The following is a 22,476-nucleotide window of genomic DNA, read 5'->3' as shown; positions in this document are numbered from 1 at the left end:
ATATATTCGCTTCAGCGCCGCCGCTTTGGATATCGACGCCTTCATGTGCTGCTCAGGCGTGAGGGACACCTTGTGAACCACAAGCGGCTCTTCCGGCTCTATCGGGAAGAGAAGCTGACGGTGCGCAAGCGCGGCGGTCGGAAACGAGCGATAGGCACACGAGCACCGATGCTGATCCCGCTTGCCGCCAATGATCGCTGGTCACTGGACTTCGTGTCGGATCAGCTCACCGATGGTCGCAGGTTCCGGGTGCTTACGGTCGTCGACGATTGGACCAGGGAATGCCTGGGCCCCGTCGCCGAGACGTCCCTTTCCGGCCTGCGGGTTGCCCGTGAGCTGGACCGGATCATCGAGGGACGAGGCAAGCCGAAGATGATCGTCAGCGACAATGGCAGCGAGTTCACCAGCAACCCGATCCGGCAATGGACGGATCGGACCAAGGTGGAATGGCACTACATCGCACCGGGCAAACCGATTCAGAATGCCTTCATCGAAAGCTTCAATGGGCGGCTGCGACATGACATCAGTTCTTCGCTGTCGCCCACCACCGGCATGCGTTTGACGGGAGTTTCGACGAACGGGTCGGGGAAGCGTTGGTCATGCCTGTCAGGACCATGACGATCGCCTGCCCGATATGTCCGGCAACGCTCAACTCGTCACTAACTCCTGAAAATGGAAAGCGAGTTGCTGTTATGCTAAAGTAATCTCGTTATCTTGCCCTCGCCTGATTACCGAACTGACGAGTAACAACTGTGTCATTGAGCACCAGGCTGACAGAGTACTTTGGCATCAGACATCCTGTTCTGCTCGCGCCTATGGGTGTGGTGGCTGGCGGGCAACTCGCAGCTGCAGTCTCCGATGCCGGGGGCCTTGGTCTCATTGGCGGCGGCTACGGCGATGCCGCATGGCTCGAAAAACAATTTGACGCTGCCGGCGATGCACGGGTCGGATGCGGTTTCATCACTTGGTCGCTGGCAACAAAATCCGATCTGCTGGATTTCGTTCTGGCGCGTCGACCCGTGGCACTGATGTTTTCCTTTGGTTCGCCGGCACCTTTTGCGCCCCGGGTCAGGGAAGCGGGAATACCGGTCATTTGCCAAGTTCAATCGATGCTGAGTGCCCGTGAAGCACTCGACGTCGGGGCTAGCGTGATTGTGGCTCAGGGCAACGAGGCCGGAGGGCACAGTGGATTTCGCTCGACGTTCACACTTGTTCCCGAGATCGCCGACCTCGTTGCGAAGCAGGCGCCAGAGACGCTAGTCGTGGCGGCGGGGGGCGTGGGCGACGGCCGTTCACTAGCAGCGGCGCTGATGCTCGGTGCAGATGGTGTGTTGATCGGCACCAGGTTCATTGCGACTTTGGAGTCAGCTGCGCCAGCCGGCTTTCGCGAAGCAATCGTAGCTGCTGATGGCGACCGAACGATAAAAACGAGGACAGTAGATATCGCCCGTAACTATCACTGGCCCACTGAGTGCATCGCCCGGGTTCTGAACAACCGCTTCGTCTCCACTTGGCACGGTCGCGAAGAAGAGTTGGCGTCGGAGCCTGCACAAAGGATCCAGAGCGAGCTGTTTTGGAAAGCGTTCTATGCTGGCGACGCTGACAACTCAGCTGTTCTGATGGGCGAGGCAGCGGGCTTGATCCATAGGGTGGAGCCCGCCCGGAGGGTGATTGACGAGATGGTTGAACAAGCGGAGCGCCTGCTATCGCGAAGGACATGCAGCCCAGTCGCAGTGCCTCGATGATGCAGACAGGCGTTCTGCTCGCCGGCCGACATGGGAGTTCAAACGCGGGGCGCTACCGCTCGGTGTGTAAATAGGTAGACTGGCTGAGATTATCCGGGGCTAATACACTTCGAATTCTCGATCGTGGGAGTGGCAGGCAGAAAGCAAGGTTCAGGCTTTGCACCGATGGTTTCGGGCATGGCCTTCTCATTGGAGCGACAGTGATGGTTTCCAAATCTGCGCAGGGGCGAGGCCCGCGTTTTTTTATCTGCCTGTTTCTGCTGATCGCGTGTCAGGTCTTCGCGGGATCTGCTCACGCAGAAAAGCGCGCGGCTATCGTCATCGGCAATAGTGACTATCCTTTTGCGCCGTTGAGCAATCCTCAGAATGACGCCAAGCTGATCGCCAATACCCTGACCGAATTGAATTTCGACGTTTTGTTGTTTTACGACCTGAAGAAAGAGGCGGTCGGAGACCTCAAAGAGACCGTGCGGACGCATCTGGTCGGTGCCGATTTTGCCGTCTTCTACTATGCCGGCCACGCCTTGCAGGCCAGTGGTCGAAATCTCCTATTGCCCGTGGACGTCGATACCAGTTCTGCGCAGCGGGTCGTCGCCGATGCACTCGTCCTCAATGACCTCATCGATATCGTAAAGAACGATCCTGTCGGCCTGAAGCTCTTCATTCTTGATGCATGCCGAAACAACCCGGCTGCAAATTTCCAAGGCCTTCGTCAGGGGCTGGCGGACACTGAGGCGGGAAGCGGGCAGGTCCTGGTGGCCTATGCAACCAGCGCAGGTGAAGTCGCCTATGATGGCACCGGGCTGAACAGCCCCTATTCGTCGGCGCTCGCCAATGCCCTGCAGCGACCGAACCTGGATGTTTATGATACGTTTCGCACGGTTCGCGGCGATGTCAGGCAAGCGACCGGCAATGCCCAAATACCTTGGATCACCGGCTCGATCGAAACACGGTTCGTGTTCCGGCCACAGGCGGCAATCTTGAGCGCGGAAGCCGTTGTTCCGCCCGCTGAGACCTCGAGCCCGGTTGCTATTGACGAGGTGCTGTGGACCTTCATCAAGGATAGTCCGGATCCTGCCGATTTCGAGCGCTTTGCCAAGATCTTTCCCCAAAGCGCGCACGCGGCCGAGGCGGAGGAAAAGAGCCGTGTCCAGGTTGCCGCCCTTTCGAAACGCGGGCTTTATGTGCGCGAAAGCCTTGTCGCCTCATCCATTGCCAGCCAGGTGCCGAGTACGGACGACGCCGAGGCTAAGGAGTTCGTCTTCCAGCAATCGGGCGAGCGGGCGGTGAGCGAAACGTTCAGGATGTGGCCGAGTGTACTGCCCGAGACGGCGAGCGGCATGCGCAGTCTTGTGACCGAATGCGATCTTTACGGTGCTGACCCGAACGATCCGCAGCGACAGGTCCCCGGCGTCAGCAATGGTCTCGTCAACGTGCGAGACGCATTGCGAGCCTGCGCATTTGCGCTTGCAGCAGATCAGAACAATCCCCGGCTGCAGTATCAGCTTGGTCGTGTTCTGGAGATCGCCGGTCGATACAACTGGGCGGAATACTTCTATAAAATCGCCGGCGGCCAGCAGTATAGCGCCGCTCTCGTCAATCTTGGCTATATGGCTCGCATGGGGATCGGCCGGAAGGTCGACTACGATCAGGCCCTCTCCTACTACATGGCGGCCGCAAAAATGGGCAACCTGCGCGCACGCACGAACGTCGGGACAGCCTATATTCTTGGCCAGGGTGTCTCGAAGAAGCCGGAAGAAGGCATTCTCTGGTATCGACTTGCCGCTTCCAGCGGATGGGCCAACGCGATCACGGCGCTGGGTGACTGCTACAGGCTGGGCACGGGCGTAAAGCAGGACCCCTCGCAGGCTGTGGCACTTTACATGGCAGCGGCCGATACGGGCCAGATCGACGCCATGGCAAATCTGGGTCAGGCCTATATCAGCGGAGAAGGCACCAAAAAAGACCTTGGACGTGGCCTCGAGACCCTGCTCAAGGCAACGGACATGGGCAACAAATACGCCCCCTATTACGCCGCGAGGCTGTACCTGAAAGGCGCCGATAAACTTCCTGCTGATCGAAACCGCGCGCTTTCCCTTTTCAAGCTGTCTGCCAATCGCGGCCTTGAACTGGCCAATCTGGATCTTGCCTTCGGTTACGACAAGGGCAGCTTCACGGGAAAGGCGGATGTGCCCCTTGCCTATTATTATGGGGTGCTGGCCGAAAAGCTGGGCGTTAACCGAGCCGATCAAGCGCGCGCCGCGATCGGCAAGAAACTTGACACAGCAACACGGCAAAAGATGGAAGCCCAGGTCGATCTCTTTCTGGAACAGAACGGCAAATGACGGTTCGGAGCTGACCTGAACGGGGGGCGCATCGGGATGGGGCTGCAGTATCGCTCGATATCGGATCTTCACAAAGCCATCGTCAACGGGTTGCACATGCTGCCTCGCGAGATCGATCTGGTCGTCGGTATTCCACGCAGCGGCCTGCTGGCCGCCAACATGCTCGGCTTGGTCGCCAACCTGCCGATGACCGATCTGGACAGCTTCATCGAAGGCCGCGTTTATTCCTTCGGTGCGACAAAGAATACGGCTTCGTTCAGAAGCGCATCGGACGTTCGAAAGGTCCTTGTCCTCGACGACAGCATCAATACCGGTGGCGCCATGCGTGAAGCGAAAGCCAAGTTGATGGCATGCGAAAGACGCGCTGAATTTGTCTTTGCTGCGGTCTATGGTCTGTGCAACAGCGTCGAGGGTGTCGACTTCATATTCGAGGTCGTCGAACAGCCAAGGCTGTTCCAGTGGAATTTCATGCATCATGGCCTGTTATCGAAGGCGTGCATCGACATTGACGGGGTGCTCTGCCTCGACCCGACCCATACGGAAAATGACGATGGTCCGGCCTATGAAGCCTTCTTGAGAAATGCACGGGCGCTTCACAAACCGACGCGATTCATCGCCTATCTCGTGACCAGCCGGCTCGAAAAGTACCGATCCTTGACTGAAACCTGGCTCCGTACAAACGCGATCGACTACGGCAGGCTCATTATGCTCGATCTGCCGAGCGCGTCGGAGCGTCGGCGGCGAGGCACCCATGCAAGGTTCAAGGCCGCCTTCTATCGGCAGTGTGATGCCGAGATCTTTGTCGAGAGTAATCTTAGGCAGGCGAACGAGATTGCCAGGATAGCGAACAAGCCAGTCCTTTGCACGGAGACCCACCAGATGGTTTTACCGACCACCCCTTTGCGCAGCTTGTTCAATATGAGAATGCCTTTCGACGCTTTCGCGTTTTTCAGGCGAGAGCAGACTATGCCCGAGGAGCTGCGCTATACGATTGCCGACGCGCACAACCGCGCAAAATCTCGAACTCTTGTCACCTGGCTGGGGCCAAGACCAGACGGCTTTCTCGAAGCCATTGAGTCCATCCGCAAGATTTGCACAGCCAAGAACGAATATCCGATCATCCTTCTTTCCGATTTCCATCAGGAACTCATGTCCCGGGCAGAGACCCCGGCCGAATTCATTCCGCAGGTGCACCACCTTCCATCGCTTTCATCCGGCCAATATCAGGACTATGTGCGCAGGCGCTACGACCTTATGCTGCGAAAATGGGCGATTTCTCGTGAGGTGACGCTGGGCTTGAGCTTCGAGGAATTCCTCGCCGCACAGTTGTCACTCCGGAAAGGTGGGCACACTTAGACAGCTGCCGACTAACCTTCAAAGTTGAAACGCGCATCTCTTCGTTGCTTGAAAGGCCAGAGAAGTCCTTCAAAGCTGCATCGGACAATCGAAAATAATGAGTTTGAGTTTGCGGGCATTGACTTTCGTCGTTTGTGAATGCTTACTAAAATAAGCTGCGGGGAGGGCAATATATGCTTCGCAAAATCTCTATCCTCGGAACGCTGATACTTGCCTCATGCACCTCTCAAGGCTCGAATATGACGCTGGCGTCAATCATCAGCGGTTACCGAAATGCGCCGACCGCCGCTGAAGAAGTGGCTTGGCGCAACGCACGGCGAAGCAACACCGATCGAGCCTATCGCAATTTTATCAGCAGCTATCCGAACAGTTCCTATGTCCCGGTCGCGGCATCAAGGATCACCCGGTCGGTCAAGCCAAAGCCCGTTGCTGTGAGGAATTTGGACCGTCCCGAACGGAACCCGGCTTTCGGCCGCAGCGGCAGCGCCTATTGAAGCAACGGGCCTGACAACTTAGAATTGACTGTGATAGCATTGATAGACCCAATCTGGCTTTCGAATGCATTTTGATATTGTCCATGCAGCCGATCCTCGATTTTATGGCGGCTCCTCATCGGCGGTGCGGATCGAGATCCAGTCCGCCCGGCAATTTGGCCTCTCGACGGCTCTGCTTCCATTTCTCGGCGTTTCCGACATCCGTTCCAGACGGTTCGAGGAACGTCTTCTCGACGTTCTTGAGCGTCAGGAGGTGCCGTGGCTGACGGGCGAGGAGGCAGTCGAGTGCGACATTCTTTTCGCGCATAATCCCCTGGCATTCGCGCACATGCCGACACGGCCACTTCGCCTCAGATCGAAGGTCGTCCTCCTTTCGGTCCAGCACCCGCCCTTCGACGGAGCCGGCAATGCGCAATATAATATCGACGTGGTGAAACGAAATCTGGAGAGAATGTTCGGGGCGCCCGTCATCTTCGCACCGGTCGGCCCCAAGGTGCGCAATCAGTTCGAAGACATCATCGCCGGTAGGCCCGCGCTCTTGCGTCACGATCTTTTCAACCTCATCGACCTTGACGAGTGGCCAATCAGGACCGCGCAGCCGCCGCGCGAACGTGCGGTTATCGGCAGACATTCACGTCGCGATCTCCTGAAATGGCCGGATACCGAGGCTGAATTGCGCGCGGCCTATCCCGACCGTGGCAATGTCCAGATCAAGGTCATGGGCGGTGTGCCAGACCAAATCGTGCCTTTGATTGGATCCAACTGGAACATCTCGCCCTATTCGAACAGCGGTGTGTCTCAGTTTCTGAACAAGCTTGATTTCTATGTGTTCTTTCACAGCCGACGATGGGTTGAGGCGTTCGGCATCGGCATTGCCGAAGCGATGGCGAGCGGGCTTCTGACCATCCTGGACCCATCGTTTCGTGACCTGTTCGAAGAGGGTGCGGTCTATTGCCGGCCTGAGGAAACAACCGGCGTTGTGGAGAGATTTCTCGCCTCTCCCGAGGCCTTCAGCGCTCAGTCGGCAGCCGCGCGCACATTGGTCGAGAAGAAGTTTTCGAAAAGCCGATACCCGGAAAGAATGCGTGCGATCTATGACGAACTCGGGCTTTGCTCGCCTGCCGCGCTTGCCACGGTCGGCAAGGCGGTTGGCGCTGACGCTTTCTCCGGGTCGAGCGGACACGCAACGGTCCGTTCCGGGCCGCGAAGATCGCAACGGTCGCTGATGGGACGGCGCCGCGTCCTGTTTGTCGCGACAAACGGTATAGGCCTTGGCCATATCACGCGATTAATGGCAATCGCCGAGCGCATGTCGCCTGACATGGAGCCCGTTTTCCTGACAATGTCGGCCGGGTCTTCGATTATCGAAGCACGTGGGCACCCGGTCGACTACATACCGTCCGCCCCGAAGATTGGTGTGACGGACGATAGCTGGAACGAGGTCTTCGCACAGGAATTGCTGAACGCCGTGGAGGTGTTTGCCATCAACAGCGTCGTCTTCGACAGCAACCATCCCTATCCTGGCCTGCTGAAAGTGCTGGCCGCCCGTCCCGATCTGAACTGGGTCTGGATCCGCCGCGGAATGTGGGCTTCCCGTCATAGCCTCGATCCGTCGATGCAGCATCGGTTCGACATGGTGATCGAGCCGGGCGAGTTCGCCGCGGACGAAGACCACGGCATCACCGCGCAATTGCGCGCTGGCGTGATCGGCGTTTCTCCGGTCCTCCTTGTTGACAATGACGACAGGCTCTCGCGGGCAGAAGCTGCATCGGCTCTCGGTGTCGATCCTGCCGGTCTTGTCGCGGTCGTGCAGCTCGGCTCGGAACGGAATTTCGACGTCAGCCGGCTGCGGCCGGCGATCATCGACGGACTGCTCAAGCATGGCGTCCAGGTCGTCGACGCGGTCAATCCCCTCGCACCGAAGCGAGAGGATCATATGGGGGGTACCTTCCAGAAGGCGATCTATCCGATCGCCAGATATTTCAACACGGTCGACCTGATGATCACGAATGCCGGCTACAACAGCTTCCACGAATGTATTTATGGCGGCATCCCGGCAATCTTCGTGCCGAATGAAGCGCCCGAGATGGACGAGCAGGCTGTAAGAGCAGCCTATGCGCAAAGCTCCGGATTGGGGCTATGTTTGAGGTCGGTGGATGCTGAACGAGCCCATGAGGCAATCGAACGCGCTCTGTCGGAGGATTTTCGTGCCCAGCATCGCGAGCGAGCAAGCCGCATCGTTTTTGCCAATGGGGCTCGTGAAGCGGCACTGGCGATCGAAGAGCTCGCATTCTCTGTCAGGACGGATCGAGCGCTCGGAGGATCGATCGCACGCGTATGACATTTCGCAGCGCCCCGATTGTGCAGGCCAGACCGATCCTCTTCCTGCGGTCGACCGGAAGGCCAGGCGACAAGCATCGGATTATTGCACTATCGATGTCACTTCCGAGGCGAGGGGCCTTTGTGTTAGGCTTCTCCACCAGGATCGCCGGCGTCACGAGACAGGGGCATTCTCCGCATGGCTGATGATCGCAAGACAACTGTCCGGACGCCGCTCGGATCCGAAGCGCTGACCTTCACGCATCTCATCGGCCGCGATGAGGTCAGCCGGTGTTTTGCCTTCACTGTCGGCTTCATCAGTTCCGACGAGAATGTCGACGCATTGAAGCTGCTCGGGAAACCCCTGTCGGTAGAAGGAGAAAGTGGAGACAAGAAACGCTGGTTCAGCGGGCTGGTCACCGATTTTCGCCTGACGCGCATCGAGGAGAGGTTTGCCTACTACGAGGCGGAGGTGCGGCCTTGGCTTTGGCTGCTCGGCAACAGCACCGATTGCCGTATCTTCCAGAATATGAGCGTCGTCGAAATCGTCGAGAAGATCTTTTCCAAGTACAAGGCAGCGAAATTCGAGAAGCGGTTGCAGGGTTCCTACGAGGCTCGTGAATACTGCGTGCAATATGACGAGACCGACCTCGACTTCGTGCAGCGGCTGCTCGAGCACGAAGGCATCATGTATTTCTTCGAATATGAGGAGGGCGAACACACTCTGGTTCTTGCGGATGCCATGAACAAGCTGAAGCCTGCACCAGGCTACGGCAGCGTCAAGTTCCGGGCCGAGGGCGATCCCGTGCGCCGGGATGAGGAATACATGACCGACTGGGTCGCGACCAGTTCCGTCCTTCCCGGCACCTTCGCCCACACAGACTACGACTTCACCAAGCCCGGCGCCGACCTCATGGCGCAATCGGCGCAACCCTTCTCTCACGCGGAGGCACAGGGCGAACATTACCGCCATCCCGGCGCCCATCTGACGGTCAGTCGCGGCGACGCGGTTGCCGTCCTGCGGCGGGAGGAAATTCAGGCGTCACATCAACGGATCGCCGCTGGCGGCACTGTGCGGGGTCTCGCCTCCGGCTGCACCTTCAAACTCGAGAATTTCCCGCGCAAGGACCAGAACGCGGAATATGTCGTGCTGCACGCCGACTATCGTCTCTTCGATCCGGGTTACCGGCCCGCAGCCTATGCCGAGGAAGAAACCTTTCGGGCGACCTTCCAGGTGGCTCCGACCTCCATCAGTTATCGGCCGCCGCGCAACACGATCCGTCCGATCATGCGCGGGCCGCAGACTGCGACCGTGGTCGGCCCTGCGGGCGAGGAGATTTTCACCGACAAATATGCGCGCGTGAAAGTGCAGTTCCACTGGGACCGTCTCGGCAAGAAGGATCAGAACAGTTCCTGTTTCGTGCGTGTCTCGCAGACCTGGAGCGGCGCGGGCTGGGGGTTTATTCAGATCCCCCGTATCGGTCAGGAAGTGATCGTCGACTTTCTCGAGGGAGATCCCGACCGGCCTATCATCACCGGCAGGGTCTATAACGGCAAGGAAATGCCGCCCTACGAGCTGCCTGGACATGCCACCCAATCCGGGTTGAAGACGAATTCGTCTCCTGGCGGGGGCGGCTGGAACGAGTTGCGTTTCGAAGACAAGGCCGGATCGGAGGAGGTCTACTTCCAGGCGCAGAAAGACCACAACCTGCTGATCAAGCACGATCGCAGCAAGCTCGTCCAACACGATCAGTCGGATCGCATCGACAACAATGCCAAACACTCCGTCGGCGTGAACCTGGACGAGGATGTCGGCAACAACAAGACGACCAAGGTGGGTGTCGACCGCACGGTCAATATCGGATCGAATGATACCGAGACGGTGGGATCCAATCGCTCGCTCACTGTCGGGGCCAACGAGACAATCAGCATCGGCTCGAACTCCACGGAGACAATCGGCGCCAGTCACACCCAGACTGTCGCAATCGTCCAGACGGTGACGGTTGGCGCGGCACGCGTCGATACCGTCGGCGGGCCGGAGACACGATCGGTCGGCGCGACGCAATCGAACACGATCGGCGCGTCCCGTTCCGTCAGCGTCGGTGCCGGCCAGAGCCACGAAGTGGGCTCCTCCGACAGCTGGAATATCGGATCGAACCAGAGCGTGTCGATTGGCGGCGGGCAGACGAGCAGCATCGCTAAAACCCGAAGCGCCACGGTCGGAGAGGATGATTCAACCGAGATTGGCGGCGCCAGATCTGTGAAGGTTGCAAAAAGCAGTCTGGTTGAAATCGGCGAGGATGGGGGCACAAACGTTGGCAAAACGCTGGTGATCGAGGCAGGCGAGGCCATTACAATTAAAACGGGGTCGGCAATGATCGTGATGAAAAAGGACGGCACGATTTCGATCGAAGGCAAAGATATTTCGATCAACGCCTCGGGCAAGTTCACTGGCAAGGCTTCGGGAGAGGTCACATGGAAGGGCAGCAAGATCAATCAGAATTGAGGTAGGATCATATGTCCGATGTAGTGGAACGTATCGAGGGAGTGGTCATCGGGCTGCTGCTCGGTTTCGATGCAGGTGTGCCACTGGTCGTTTTTCCCGGCAATCCCGAGGAAATTGCCGTACGCGCGCGAAGCCTGGCCGAGCTTACCTCCGCAATGGTTGGGGCGGAAGTTGCGCTGCTCTTCGAAGGTGGAGATGCGTCGCGACCGCTGATCGTCGGCCGCATCATCGATCCGACACGAAGGTCTTCGACGCCAACCGTCGTTCGTGACGGCGAGCGCGTGCAGATCACCGCCGAGGAGCGGATCGAGCTTCGTTGCGGCAAGGCGACGATCATCATGGAAAAGGATGGACACATCACCATCCGCGGCACCTATGTGACGAGCCACGCTAGCGCGGCCAATCGCGTCCGCGGCGGATCGGTGAACCTCAACTGATGACAGCCGCGCCCGTCCTTCGCGAGATCGTCCGCCAACATGCCGAAATGGCCGCGTTCTTATGGACGGTTTACGACTATCACTTACTCCATCCGGGCGAAAATCCCGACATGGATGAGGAGCGGCTTGCTCGGCTTATCGAGCGGCTTGAGGCCCATCTGGATGGGCTACGGGTTGCGGGGAACGATGGAATGAAAATTGCGCAGGAGCGTTACGATGAGTTTCCCGAGGCTGGGGAGCTGTTCGTGGTGCGCATGTTGGGAGCTCGCCAGGCGATTCCGGTCAGGCAATTGGATCTCGATCGAGTGAGGGAGTTTCTTACAAACGTAGTACGCCCCCGCTGAAGGCTGATTAGTTGGCGAGGTTCCACATATCGTCGGGAATGGGTATTCGCTTCCACTGATCGTCTTTAAGAATGGCAACGCCAGAATAATCGAAGAGGACGATGTCCCCTTCCACGACGTCCATCTTGTTTGGCGTGTTCAACTCAGGGGGCAATCCGATCGTGCGCCGATAGGCGAATGCCTTATCGAAGACGTGAATTCCGCCTGCTCCGAGGATCGCTACGTCACCTCGCCACAGACGAATGGTGTAAAGGTCCTCAGTAAGACCGATCGAGGACAGATCTTCGGTTACGGACGGCCCGGTGGCTCTCACGATAAATCCATGATCACCCACTGCGGCCACTTGGCCGGCAGACATAACAATACAATCATTAAGGCCCCCACGGGCATCGGTCACCGCTTCGGTCCAGCCATCGGTTCGTAGATAAAGAGCGGTCGATGGCGGTACGCGGATCGTTCTGAAACGTTCAAGCAGAGCCTCGGCACCCTCTGCATCGCCCTGCGCCCGGGCTCGATCGATTTCGGCCTGTTGTGCGGCCGTTGGATCGTTATACTGGACCCGCTTTTGACCGCACAATGCCACCGGACCAGATCCCGGTTTGATCGCCATCCCGAAAAATGCGCAATCCTCAACCCCGGGCAAATCGAAATCGCATAAACGTCGCCAATCATCTTCCTGCCTGCGCTCATAAAGCTGCGAACCGTATCCGCAGGCATAAAGCTTGCCATGGTCGTCCGCGATCCGCGAAAGAGCGCCGTACCCGACTGAGTCGTCGCTGAGTACGCCTGCACCGGCGATTTTTTCGACAGGAATATCGTCAATCAGGAAATACACATCACCTTCATTGCTCATTGGAACGAAGACCGGCTTACCATCGCTGGAGTCGATGATTGAGGTTATTGATTTAATCGTGCGGGGTAGCTCCGCAAAACCCCACAACATCTCGTTACCCTCGTTGTACGTGAGAACAATACTCTGCGGGTCTTCGTCTCTAAGTTCCCCTATCGAGAACGCGAATTGTTGCGGCGATACCGCGTGGCCCGCCCATATTCTAATCATTGAGTCTCACTCCTCATTACCTGTTCATCATGCGGCGGTTGGCGGCGCGGCTCGGCAGTGAGTTTGACGTGCGCAGCGTCTGATCGTCGTCGAGAAGTTTGGATTGTTTCGTGACGGCCCGCTTTGCCTTGCGAATGCATTCCGGCGAAAGGTCGAGCTCATCGAGTGTTGATTTTGCCACCTCATGCACCTCATCTGAAGAACCAGTGCCCCAATCGCCGGCCTTTTTTAGTTGCTCCTTCTTCTTCTTAAGCGCCTTACCCTTGAGCACCTTCCCCTTTGCATCGACAGCTCCGGCTTTTCCGATCGAGTCCATGCCCTCGCGCTCGGCCTCGTGAATCTTGTCGTGGTTCTTGGGCGACAGACAAATGCAAACGCCTTCACCCAAGGATGGAGCGCCGCTCACCCGCTTCTTCGGATCGTCAGCCTGCTCACGTGTGCCCGTTCGGTAGGCCTTGTCAGGCACGATATGGTGAGCTTCCCCTCCCGCCTTATTGCAGTCGCTGACAATCGTATCATAACTGCCGACCATGCAGTCGATGCCGGCATTTGGCTTCTTTCCTGGTTTGCCCACACGGTTTATGGGCGGGCCGCCAGCCTGTGGCGAGGCATGATCGTTTGAAGCGAGATCGGAGAAGCGGTTGACCGGCTCGCCGTCCATTTTAACATCATTAGACCAGGCGTGCGCGTATTCCTTGCCGGTGATTTTTGATGTTATGATGTTCTTTTTCGGCGCACAGCCCGCTTCGTCTCCCGAGCATTTAGAATAATAGGACTTGTTTTTTTGATTGATCGTTTCTCCACCGATTTTAACGGTACTCGTGCCCTTGTCGGTATCTGAATCCATCCCGAACGTGGGGTAGGGGACGGGAACACCCGGAGGAGTGGCAGGCGTCTGTGGAGGCGTAAATGCAACGTAGGGGAAGGCTGCAATCACCTTGTTAGCCTGCGCTTTGCACGACACTTCCAGTCCGTTGGCGAAAACCGTCATTTTGGCTGTTCCAACGAGACACTCGGTGAGGCGAATACCGCCGCACCGCAGGCACCGGTATCGTTTGACGCTTCGATCAAAACCGGATTGCCAGCCGCGTAGCCCTTGCGTGCCGCCGTAAAGGCCATTCCGATCATCATCGGAACGGCGGCAGCTCCGACGTTTCCAAGAGATTCTCCCGGCGACCAGATATCCTGGAAGCCGTGATTGTCCCGCACAAGCCGCAGGCTGGCCAACGCCGCCTGCTTGAACCAGTATTGCTCCCCAATCAAATCAGAAATTCGATAGCCGAGCTGTCTCATTTCGATACCTGTCTCGTTCAAAGCTGTGCGATAGGCCGCCGTCATTCCGTCCCCGCGGAAAGGCAGGTCATCGGGATTATCGAAATAAGCGCGCTCTCGGCCGAGACCGAGACCAAATAGCCGAAGACCGCCCAGGGACGAACGTGCGCAAAGCACCGCCGCGGCTGCTTCGCCGGGAATGAAGCCGTTGCTGTTGTCGGAGGTGAGCAAGCGGTTTTTAGAGAGATAGTGCGCTATCGCTCCAACTGTGAGATAGCTGTCGACACCCACAATCATTGCGTAGGTCGCTTCGCCTCCTGCCAGGATGCGGCGCGCCTGCTCAAGGGCAATGTGCCCCGACGGGCGACCGTGGGCCACGATCCTCGAGCGCTCGTGGGGCGGAGTTTCCACAATATCCGCTATGAGCTGGAGTAGTCGGGGCGCGTCGGGAACAGCGGGGCCGGACCGATCCTCTTCGGCAAGACAGAGGATCAACGGCGTCTGCTTCCGTGCCCCTGGCACCGCCTCGAACGCCTCCGAAATGGCCGCCGCTGCGAGGTGAGCCATACGCTTTTCGCCGATCCAGTTGCGTGGTAGCGGCACGGGAGCTCCAATCAGCTTATTGCCGATGGCATCGATGAAGCGCGTCTCTTGGAACCCGTCCAGACGCGCCCGCATGGCCGCACAAGCAGAGGGCGCGTCAAGGCCGACGGCCGTGACCATGCCGATCGAGATGACGTCGATCGACAGGGTCATGCCTCTTCCTCCTGTTCCTCGGGTGTCGAAACGCCGGTCGCCCGAACGAACGTGCGACCGGTCGCTCGCGCCCTCAACATCGATTGTGTCGGGGGGCCAACCCAGCACTCGCTGAAATCGAGGATAGTTCGGTGGATGCGCTGCGACACGCGCCAGACCAAAGAGAAGCGCCGATTTTCCAGGTCGAACAAAACAGTATCGGGCAGTATCGCGCTCTCGAAGGCTTTTTCATTGCCCTTGAACAAGGTGATCGGAAGGCCGGTAGCTGGCAGCCGAAAACTTTCGCGCCCTGACGGGGTGAGGTTGACGATGACAACATCCTCACCGCCCTTCGGAAAATCAACCTGTTGGTCGGCGGGCGCCATCTGGAAATAACGCTCGTCGAAATCGGGCGGCAGGAATGGAAAGATGTTGTCGATCCAGTTCTGGTCGTACGTGCCAGCGAATTCGATCCTGCCGGGCCAGGCCCGGCCGTAAGGGCCAAAGCTCATCGGTCGGTAATCGCCGAACGGCGACCGGATCTCCTCGCCGGTGGCCTGGGTGTTGGGCAGCCGCAGGCCGGGAATGAGACGTTGATTGCGCGTGCGTGCCCAGCCGGTGCCAAAGGGATTTTGCCTGTAACTAGCGGGCAGATCGTCGTCCGGGTCGAGGCGGTCAGTACCACCCCAAGCGCTGTCATAAGAAAAGGGCTGCCGCAGGAAGGGCTGCGGGGCGGAGGCGGAAAAGACCGGTCCCAGCGCCCGCCACTCCCGATGACCGAGGACCTCGAATACCTTCGACCAATTCCCTAGCTTTATTCCAACCGTAACGCGTTCGGTTGGTCGTCCGCCCGGAGCATAAGCGCAACCGTTGGCGATGACGTCGCAACGGGGCTTCCGGAATGCAAAATCCGTTTCCCAAAGTGTAGCCGAATAGCCCGGTTCACCCGTATGTGTGTCGGCCATGACCAGCGGCATTTGAATGGATGATTTCCGCGCGAGGCCGCCCGGTGCCTCGGGAAAGTCGAAGGTTCCCTTGACGACGACGACGATGTACTCGTGGCCGGCCTTGTCCATGCCCATCGTGAATTCGGTCGGATAGCCGGTTTGGTTCCAGATCTGCATCAGGCGTCACCCCTCGGCGCCGGGGAAAAACGGCGCGAGCATTGTTTCAGGCGCATCGGCATCGACCTTCACCGCCTCGCGACCCCGCGTCCAGAATATCATGCCCCGGACCGGCTCGTCCGACACCTTGATTGGCGGAAAAGGCAATGCCGCAAGGCAAGTTGCCAGCCTGTCCCCCTCCATCTTGTTGTCTCTTGCCGATTTCCCTGTCGCTTCCAGCTGACCGAACCAATCGGCTGCTCCGCTCGCTATGTTCGCGGCGGCAAGCAAGGGCGCCGCGGCGATCGTCAGCGGAAACCGCCGGCCGGCACGATCAGTGCTTGCCATGATCACGCCGGTCATCGGGCCGAATGTCTCCCGGCCCAGCAGAAAGCGCAGGACCGGAGCGTTCTCCATCGGCCCTTGCGAAAATCGGTGAACCAGATGCTGGCTGATCCACCGGTCCCACCGCCCGACGAAAGAGGCCGGCAGGTTGCGTGTGACGAAATCGCCCATCGCCGGCAGCTTTCCGAAAAATCCGGGCAGGATCAAAGCTGCGTCGGGCACGAGAACCTCGCAAACATCTTCAAATCAAAGGGATTGGCGACACTTGCCGCGCGAAGCTCGAAGTCGGCGTAGTAGCCCTGGGCAGCAAGGCGCAGCTTGAAGAGTTCGGCAAGATTGGTCCCGCTCAGCCGACCGGCGCGCAGCATCCGCAGAAACGCCCAGCTTCCAGTCTCGCTGACCATCACTTCCGGCGAACCGTCGAGGGGCTGGAAGGCGAGGGTGATCACGCCGGTTCCATCCTTGCCGGGCCAAGTCATCGGCTGCGGGCGCGTCGGATTGTTGAAGTAGGAGAGACTCTGACCATCGATATTCAAGGTCACGCGGCTGACTGTCGGCGAAAGATCTTTGGGCTCGAGCGTGAAGGTCAGGATCGGCCCCGCGCCTCCCGGAAAGAGGCTGTCGCGAATGAGCCGCGCCTGCTCCAGCGCCGCCAGGGGCCGGGGATCGAGCTTGATGTCGGAGCGCCATTTCCAGGGGTGACTGGTCGTGTCGATGTAGTTGACCAGATTATTATTGATAAAGCTGTCGATCAGCCCGCCGGGACCGAAGACGCGCTGGAAATCAACGACATTCACATCGATCGCGCTGTCGGGGACGAACGGGTAGCGATTGGTAAGCGCCGCCTGGCAGAATGGAAGCACGTCGGCACGCCAGATGGCGTTGAGCTCTGAAGTGACCGCCCCTGTTGCCAGCGCACTGGTATTGCCGGCCAGTCCGGCCAGCCAGTCGTCCAGCGGATCGGGAAGGGTCACGGCTTGTTTCGCCACAGCCCCGGTCAGCTCCGCCAGGCCGCCCTGTCTTTTCATCGCGTCCTGCGCGTCCGGGCTTGCCGACACAGTCTGAAGCATGTTCGACAGCGCGGTCAAGGCTGCGACTGCATCATTGAGTGCGGGAGGCTGGCCATCGACCTCGACAATGGCCGCCCTGATGGGTTTGAAATGCTCGGCGACCAGCGCGCCCGAAAGATCGACATCCGATTTGGAGCCGACTTTCGGCATTATCTTCACGCCCTTGGCGGCGAGTTTGCCGATCTTGCCAAGCTTGGACAAAAGCTTGGATGCTCCTGGCGGAGGAGCCTGGCCGCCGCCGCCGTCATCGGCACGGGTCAGTTCCGTCTCGCGCACGATGGCGGTCAGCAGACGCTTCATTGAGGAATCGGCGCTGGAGAGATCTTTGAGATTTTCGCTGGCCGTCTGCAGGTCGGCCAGTGGTGCAAGCCTGACGTCACGCATGAAGCTGTCCCACTTGGCGATATAGTCGTCATAGTAGAGCTTGAGGATATCTTGCGAGAGGGTGGCAACCGACGGGCTGGCGCTCTCGGAGCATCCGCCGGCAAAAACCGAGCGGTCGAGCGCCGCCTGCGTTGCGACGTCTTCAATCCGGGTCAGGATCACGTTGTGGAATCCGTCGTAGGTGAAGGCACCGCTGATGCCGACCCTCAGCGTCTTGTCGGAGCGCCGCGCCAGAACCTTCAGGCCATTCGGACCGACATGATCGGCCGGGATCCATTCCTTCAGCGCCGTGACCTCCGGATCGGAGAGCAGCGCGCTATAGGCGCGCACCGGCAGCGGGATCGAGCAGATCGTGCGTAGCGCTTCGCCCACCAGCGCTTCGTCAGGAGCGACGAAGGCCTGTTCCGTTGCCATACGGTCGATTGCAGCAATCTGATGGTCTGCTGCCATGTCGGTCTTGAAAGGTGGCACGGGCGCCGATTCAGCCAATTTCTCCGTCCACCATTGTTTGGCGAAGTCCGTGTCCATCGGCGACAGACCGGTCATCATGCGATAGGTTTTCAGCGCTCCCAATTGAAACTCGGGGTCGCGGATCTGCCGCCACATCGTCGCCTCGAGCAGCGCGACCATGCGCGGTTCCAATATATTGCGCAGGGTGCGGTTGTAGGCGTCCGATTGCGCCTGGAGAATTTCGGTTTCAGCGGAAGGACCTATCAAGGCGGCTATTCCGCCCGGCTGGTCGGTCCGTGCATTCGCCACTTCCGTGGCGGCTTCGAGCGCCAAATCAAGGTCGAGGGGATCCACCGGCGCTTGGCGTGCCGCAACCGGCGTCAGGGGAAGCTGCAGTGCCTCGAGCTGTTCGGCCTGCGCCGCCAGAGCGGCGTCGTTCTTCCGATAGGATATCGTGAATAACAGGCCGGCGATGACCACGAATGCTGTTGCTGCCACGGCGGCACCGCGCCAGATCCAGATACGCCGATCCTCTGCCGCCGGATCGAAGGTGCCGAGGCCAGCCTCCTTGAAAATGACCTTCGTCAGCAGGTCTTTGAGGAAGAAGCTGCGCTTTTCGGCCCGCAACATAGGGGCAGCGGGTTGGGCAGGCAGGCCGAAGGATGACGCCAATGCTGCCGTCAGCCGGTCGATTGCAGTACCTTGCTGAGTGGCGGAGGTCAGATAGATACCCCGCAACCAGGCGCTTTCCGCATATTTGCTTTCGCCGAAGACGGTCTCGATCAGGACACGAATTGGTTCTGAAAGGCTTTCCACCTGGGCTGGGAACCGAAATATTTCCGCCCGGGTGATCAGGTTGTCTTCGCCTTCGAGGCGGGAAATGAGACGCCGTTCGAGCACGCCCGCCAAGGCCGAGAATTCCCCGGTGACTTCGGTACCCTCGATGCGGGCACCTGGGGGGAAGGTCACTCCCCACACCTGTTCACGATCGGCCGTCGAGAGCGCCCCGAAAAAGCTCTCGAAGCCCTTTATCAGGTCCGCTTTCGTCAGCATGAGATAGACGGGCAAGCGGATGCCGATGCGTTCCTGAAGCTCGGCCAGGCGTTTGCGGATCTGCCTGCCATGCATCCGGATCGCCGCATCGTCTTCCGAAAGCGTGTCGATGCCGAGCGCCACGATCACCCCATTCAACGCACGACGGCCCCTGTGCTTTTTCAACAGATCGAGGAATCCCAGCCACTCCGCTGCATCGACCTCCGGCTGGCTCTCCTGCTGAACGTAGCGACCGGCCGTATCGATCAGCACCGCCTCCTCGGTAAAGAACCAGTCGCAATTGCGCGTGCCGCCAACGCCGTGAAGGTCGTCGGTCAGATCGATCGGGAAGCTCAATCCGGATTGCCGCAGGGCTGTTGTCTTGCCGGTCGCAGGCGGGCCGATGATGACATACCATGGCATTTCGCGGAGAAACTTTCGGCCGCCGACCTTCTGGCGTTTGAGTCCCGCCATCACCTCCCGGAATTTCACTCCGACGGCGGCGACGCCCTCTTCAGCCGGACTTGGCGGAGCCTCAAGTTGAGGGGCAATCTCGGAAACGAAGAGGCGGTTGGCGCGCACCGCGCGCCGCCGCGCCGCAACCCACCAGATGATGAACACGAGGAACAAAAGGCCGATGATGACCAGTCGCACGATCTCGGAAGCAAACGGCGCACTTTCTCCGACGCTGACGATAGGGCCGAATATCCAAACGATGAGGGACAGCAAAATGAGCCCGATGAAGGTCCAGAGCCAGCGAGAGGTGAGAAAAGCCCAGAGAAACCTGAAGATCGCCATCTCAGAGCCTCTTTTGGATAAGGATTTCGATGCGGCGGTTGGCGGCCCGACCCTCGCGGCTGTCGTTTCCCACAAGCGGCTGTGTCGCCGCGCGTCCTTGCGATTTCAGCTGTACGGTCGGCACGCCGGAGGCGGCCAGCATTGAGGCAATCGTTGCTGCGCGGGCCTCGGAGAGGCGCTGGTTATTGGACAGCGGATTGCTCGCTTGCAGCGGGACATTATCCGTGTGCCCGGTGATGGTAATGCCGCCGATCAGCTCCGCATTCTGCTTGAGAACCGCTGCGATGGAAGCAACAAGCGGTTCAAAGCTCTTCGTCAATTCGGGTCTAGCGGATTGGAAAAGCTCCGGTGTGCTTGACTGCAAAAGAAGCGTGACTGACGAGGCGTTTTCATTGCCTTTCAGTGCTGGCAGCAGGGAGGCGGGCGCTGCGGCGCGAAATTCCGGCAGCAATTGGAAAATAACGGGCTCCACGGGTGGTGCGCTCGGCGGTGGTGTCCGCTTTTCGGGGCGATATATTTCCGCCCGCTCAGGTGGTGGCAATGCCCGCACCAGCGTTGCGAGTTCCTCCGCCTTGGTATCGAGCCGCATCGACAGCAACATGTAAATTGCCGTCGACAGCGCTGCAGCAACGACGGCAAGGACCCAGATCGGCACGGCAAAACGGAATGGCTCGTCAGCCGCGACAACTCCCTCCCATCTGGGCGAGAGCGGTGCAGCTTCAGCATCGGCGTCACGCAGAAAACGAGCGGCGGCGGCGCGAACGGCGCTGATCGAGCGGTCGCCGGCACGCCCTGGCACACGGTACTTTCCGCGAAAACCAAGCGCTAGGCAGAAATAATAAAGCTCGAGTAATTCCTGGTCACGACCGGGATGGCGCTCCAATTCTTCCAGCCGGGCAAAAAATTGCGCTCCGGCATCGACATCGCCACGGAGCATGACGACCAGCGGCTGGCGCGGCCATGCGCTTGCCCCACCCCAGGGCGTGTTCAGCGCCAGATCGTCGAGCAGCGAGGCGACCGCCCAGGCAGCCGAGTCCGCCCGCGCAAGCGCCGAACCTGAGGCTACCGCAGCGTCGCGGGCGGCGACAAGCTCTTCCATCAGTCTCGTTCGCAGCACTTCTGGATTGCTCGGTGGCAACGCACTTTCGAGTTCCGGTGCAAATTCCAGCAATCTGGCGAAAGCACTGATCAGTTTGTTTGGATGAGAGCGCGCCCTTCTTGCCAGGGTTCCGGCAGCAGGAACCTGTCTTGCGCTCGCCGAGGGCGCCGGGCGGACGCGTGTGCGACCCTTATCGCCCGAAAGACCGAATGGATCCTCACTTGCCATGGCGCTACCTGTTAACCGAATAGCAATCGACCTGCGGTTCGCTGGGCAAAACGCCCGACACGCCGATCACGAAGCCGGGCGAACGCAGAAGAGATTCCCAATGCTCGCTGCGCTGATCGAGTTCCAGGCAGAGACGGTCACCGTCATAGGGGATCTCGCGGGGCTGCGAATGAAGCGGCTTCAGGCGAATGCCCGGCAGTCGTGACTTCCACAGCGCCTCGAATTCGTCGGCGGCACCCACGGTGACCTGATCGACGAAGATTTTGCGCAGCGCGTCTTCGGACATGTCACATCCGACCCGCACGACAATGCGGCTGGCGGTCAGCAATTCGGGATTGTCGACCCTAACCTTCCAGACATTGGTCGCGTGTTTGAGCACGGGCAATGCCCGCGACTTGGGCTCGACATAACGCAGGCTGAGGAGGAGCGAACGCAAAGTGTCTGCGAGCGCCGCAAAGGCAGGTCCCGGCGCCATATGATCATAGGTCGGTAGCTCGGTCAGCCGCCGGGAGCCGGACCCGTAGGTCGCCATTCGCCCCGCAAGCCCGCTCAGTTCCAGAAAGAGTTCCGCCGGGTGGAAAACCTCCTGGGGAAGCATGTGGGCCAGCCGCGGACGTGCCGTGTTGGCGAGATCAAGTACCAGCAGATTTTCCACGCTGCGGCCGGCGCCGCCAAGAACCATTTTGCCATGTGCATCGGCGATACGGTCGAGCCCGGTTATCACCTCCTGCATCAACTGGCCGTAGAAAGCCACGGCGCCGGTCGTCAGGGCTGGTGGCAGAAAGTTTTCCCCCATCGCGACGCTGCCGTCGGCCAGCAGCCCGTTGACCTTCGCAACCGGCATCGCGGTATAGCCGCCGGTCATCTGCACAGGCGACAGGAGCAGGGCTTGGGCGCGGGCGATCTCGATCTCTTCCGGGTCGGCGCCCCCATGCACGGCGTCACGCACGCGTTCGATCTGCCCCTTATAACGCGCACCCGTCGGCTCGCTATGAGCGGCATCGAAGCTCGCTCCGCCCGGCGGTTCCAGTGGCAGGGCAAGCTGCACCGCCCCCGCACCCATGTCGCGGGTGATGGTCAATGGAACCGGCGCATCCATCGTCTCGGGAATGGAAAAGGGCGTGCCGTCCGGAAAAATGCCGCGCGCCGACAAGACGGCAACGCGGCCTGTTTCAAGCTGTGCGGTGTCCAGCGTAAGGGATCGAAAGCCGAAGGTCTGCAACCTCCCTGCCTGCAGCGCGCCGCGTATCAGGGCCTCGGTATACCGGTCTTGCTGCTGAAAATGCTGCGTCCGCAGGAAAAGCCCCTCGGACCAGAGCACCTTATTCGTGTCCGTCATGCTGGAACGCCCTCC

16 protein-coding genes and 1 pseudogene are annotated in these 22,476 nt (G+C 59.4%); 9 read left to right on the top strand and 8 right to left on the bottom strand.

The window, feature by feature from the left end; translation table 11 throughout:
* Positions 1 to 12: 12 nt before the first annotated feature.
* From J0663_RS28890 to J0663_RS28850, 9 genes and pseudogenes are all read left to right on the top strand, one after another.
* Positions 13 to 522 (top strand): annotated as a pseudogene (locus J0663_RS28890) (DDE-type integrase/transposase/recombinase); the annotation flags it as partial.
* A gap of 230 nt (positions 523 to 752) precedes the next feature.
* Complete coding sequence (locus J0663_RS28885) at positions 753 to 1,745, top strand: NAD(P)H-dependent flavin oxidoreductase (RefSeq protein WP_207246222.1); 993 nt, start codon at positions 753 to 755, stop codon at positions 1,743 to 1,745.
* A gap of 203 nt (positions 1,746 to 1,948) precedes the next feature.
* Entirely contained in the window at positions 1,949 to 4,090 is a 2,142-nt protein-coding gene (locus tag J0663_RS28880) for a caspase family protein (protein ID WP_207246221.1), read from the top strand.
* A gap of 36 nt (positions 4,091 to 4,126) precedes the next feature.
* Complete coding sequence (locus tag J0663_RS28875) at positions 4,127 to 5,446, top strand: phosphoribosyltransferase family protein (RefSeq protein WP_207246220.1); 1,320 nt, start codon at positions 4,127 to 4,129, stop codon at positions 5,444 to 5,446.
* 173 nt (positions 5,447 to 5,619) lie between these two features.
* Positions 5,620 to 5,940, top strand: coding sequence for a hypothetical protein (locus J0663_RS28870; protein ID WP_207246219.1), 321 nt, complete (start codon positions 5,620 to 5,622; stop codon positions 5,938 to 5,940).
* Positions 5,941 to 6,004: 64 nt separating this feature from the next.
* Positions 6,005 to 8,281, top strand: coding sequence for a glycosyltransferase (locus J0663_RS28865; RefSeq protein ID WP_207246218.1), 2,277 nt, complete (start codon positions 6,005 to 6,007; stop codon positions 8,279 to 8,281).
* Between the two features lie 177 nt (positions 8,282 to 8,458).
* Positions 8,459 to 10,765, top strand: coding sequence for a type VI secretion system Vgr family protein (locus tag J0663_RS28860; protein ID WP_207246217.1), 2,307 nt, complete (start codon positions 8,459 to 8,461; stop codon positions 10,763 to 10,765).
* Positions 10,766 to 10,776: 11 nt separating this feature from the next.
* Positions 10,777 to 11,202 (top strand): DUF6484 domain-containing protein, encoded by a 426-nt coding sequence (locus J0663_RS28855; protein ID WP_207246213.1) that lies wholly within the window; start codon positions 10,777 to 10,779, stop codon positions 11,200 to 11,202.
* Positions 11,202 to 11,546 carry a hypothetical protein gene (locus J0663_RS28850; protein ID WP_207246212.1) on the top strand — a complete coding sequence of 115 codons (345 nt, stop codon included), beginning with the start codon at positions 11,202 to 11,204 and terminating at the stop codon, positions 11,544 to 11,546. Before J0663_RS28855 ends, J0663_RS28850 begins: the two co-directional genes overlap by 1 nt.
* A 7-nt stretch (positions 11,547 to 11,553) precedes the next feature.
* On the opposite strand, the gene J0663_RS28845 is transcribed toward J0663_RS28850, so the two are convergent.
* Genes J0663_RS28845 through tssK form a run of 8 tightly spaced genes read right to left on the bottom strand, consistent with a single transcriptional unit; the run spans position 11,554 to position 22,461 of the window.
* The gene (locus J0663_RS28845; RefSeq protein WP_207246211.1) at positions 11,554 to 12,606 is read right to left on the bottom strand and encodes a hypothetical protein; all 1,053 of its coding nucleotides are present in this window, start codon (positions 12,604 to 12,606) and stop codon (positions 11,554 to 11,556) included.
* Between the two features lie 16 nt (positions 12,607 to 12,622).
* A complete protein-coding gene (locus J0663_RS28840) occupies positions 12,623 to 13,597 on the bottom strand; it encodes a PAAR-like domain-containing protein (protein WP_207246210.1) in 975 nt (324 codons plus the stop codon).
* Positions 13,594 to 14,634: a beta-ketoacyl synthase N-terminal-like domain-containing protein gene (locus J0663_RS28835; protein WP_207246209.1), complete on the bottom strand. Its 1,041-nt coding sequence runs from the start codon at positions 14,632 to 14,634 to the stop codon at positions 13,594 to 13,596. The genes J0663_RS28840 and J0663_RS28835 overlap by 4 nt, the downstream gene beginning before the upstream one ends.
* The gene (locus tag J0663_RS28830) at positions 14,631 to 15,737 is read right to left on the bottom strand and encodes a DUF2169 family type VI secretion system accessory protein (RefSeq protein ID WP_207246208.1); all 1,107 of its coding nucleotides are present in this window, start codon (positions 15,735 to 15,737) and stop codon (positions 14,631 to 14,633) included. The genes J0663_RS28835 and J0663_RS28830 overlap by 4 nt, the downstream gene beginning before the upstream one ends.
* Before the next feature lie 6 nt (positions 15,738 to 15,743).
* Entirely contained in the window at positions 15,744 to 16,283 is a 540-nt protein-coding gene (tagF, locus tag J0663_RS28825) for a type VI secretion system-associated protein TagF (protein ID WP_207246206.1), read from the bottom strand.
* Positions 16,265 to 19,795, bottom strand: a complete 3,531-nt coding sequence (gene tssM, locus J0663_RS28820; RefSeq protein WP_207246202.1) for a type VI secretion system membrane subunit TssM — start codon at positions 19,793 to 19,795, stop codon at positions 16,265 to 16,267. The genes tagF and tssM overlap by 19 nt, the downstream gene beginning before the upstream one ends.
* A gap of 1 nt (position 19,796) precedes the next feature.
* Positions 19,797 to 21,122 (bottom strand): type IVB secretion system protein IcmH/DotU, encoded by a 1,326-nt coding sequence (icmH, locus tag J0663_RS28815; RefSeq protein WP_207246198.1) that lies wholly within the window; start codon positions 21,120 to 21,122, stop codon positions 19,797 to 19,799.
* Between the two features lie 4 nt (positions 21,123 to 21,126).
* The gene (gene tssK, locus J0663_RS28810; protein ID WP_092752808.1) at positions 21,127 to 22,461 is read right to left on the bottom strand and encodes a type VI secretion system baseplate subunit TssK; all 1,335 of its coding nucleotides are present in this window, start codon (positions 22,459 to 22,461) and stop codon (positions 21,127 to 21,129) included.
* Positions 22,462 to 22,476: the final 15 nt, after the last annotated feature.

Origin of the sequence: Rhizobium lentis, from assembly GCF_017352135.1 — a bacterium.
Classification (GTDB): Bacteria; Pseudomonadota; Alphaproteobacteria; order Rhizobiales; family Rhizobiaceae; genus Rhizobium; species Rhizobium lentis.
The sequence above is the reverse complement of the archived record's forward strand: the minus strand, read 5'-3'. Positions and strand labels throughout refer to the sequence as shown.

What these genes read in the sequence shown, in the direction of transcription:
- J0663_RS28880 (WP_207246221.1), top strand. Translation starts at nt 1,949, where the DNA reads ATGGTTTCCAAATCTGCGCAGGGGCGAGGCCCGCGTTTTTTTATCTGC.
- J0663_RS28875 (WP_207246220.1), top strand. Translation starts at nt 4,127, where the DNA reads ATGGGGCTGCAGTATCGCTCGATATCGGATCTTCACAAAGCCATCGTC.
- J0663_RS28870 (WP_207246219.1), top strand. Translation starts at nt 5,620, where the DNA reads ATGCTTCGCAAAATCTCTATCCTCGGAACGCTGATACTTGCCTCATGC.
- J0663_RS28865 (WP_207246218.1), top strand. Translation starts at nt 6,005, where the DNA reads ATGCATTTTGATATTGTCCATGCAGCCGATCCTCGATTTTATGGCGGC.
- J0663_RS28860 (WP_207246217.1), top strand. Translation starts at nt 8,459, where the DNA reads ATGGCTGATGATCGCAAGACAACTGTCCGGACGCCGCTCGGATCCGAA.
- J0663_RS28855 (WP_207246213.1), top strand. Translation starts at nt 10,777, where the DNA reads ATGTCCGATGTAGTGGAACGTATCGAGGGAGTGGTCATCGGGCTGCTG.
- J0663_RS28850 (WP_207246212.1), top strand. Translation starts at nt 11,202, where the DNA reads ATGACAGCCGCGCCCGTCCTTCGCGAGATCGTCCGCCAACATGCCGAA.
- J0663_RS28845 (WP_207246211.1), bottom strand. Translation starts at nt 12,606, where the DNA reads ATGATTAGAATATGGGCGGGCCACGCGGTATCGCCGCAACAATTCGCG.
- J0663_RS28840 (WP_207246210.1), bottom strand. Translation starts at nt 13,597, where the DNA reads ATGACGGTTTTCGCCAACGGACTGGAAGTGTCGTGCAAAGCGCAGGCT.
- J0663_RS28835 (WP_207246209.1), bottom strand. Translation starts at nt 14,634, where the DNA reads ATGACCCTGTCGATCGACGTCATCTCGATCGGCATGGTCACGGCCGTC.
- J0663_RS28830 (WP_207246208.1), bottom strand. Translation starts at nt 15,737, where the DNA reads ATGCAGATCTGGAACCAAACCGGCTATCCGACCGAATTCACGATGGGC.
- tssM (WP_207246202.1), bottom strand. Translation starts at nt 19,795, where the DNA reads ATGGCGATCTTCAGGTTTCTCTGGGCTTTTCTCACCTCTCGCTGGCTC.
- icmH (WP_207246198.1), bottom strand. Translation starts at nt 21,122, where the DNA reads ATGGCAAGTGAGGATCCATTCGGTCTTTCGGGCGATAAGGGTCGCACA.
- tssK (WP_092752808.1), bottom strand. Translation starts at nt 22,461, where the DNA reads ATGACGGACACGAATAAGGTGCTCTGGTCCGAGGGGCTTTTCCTGCGG.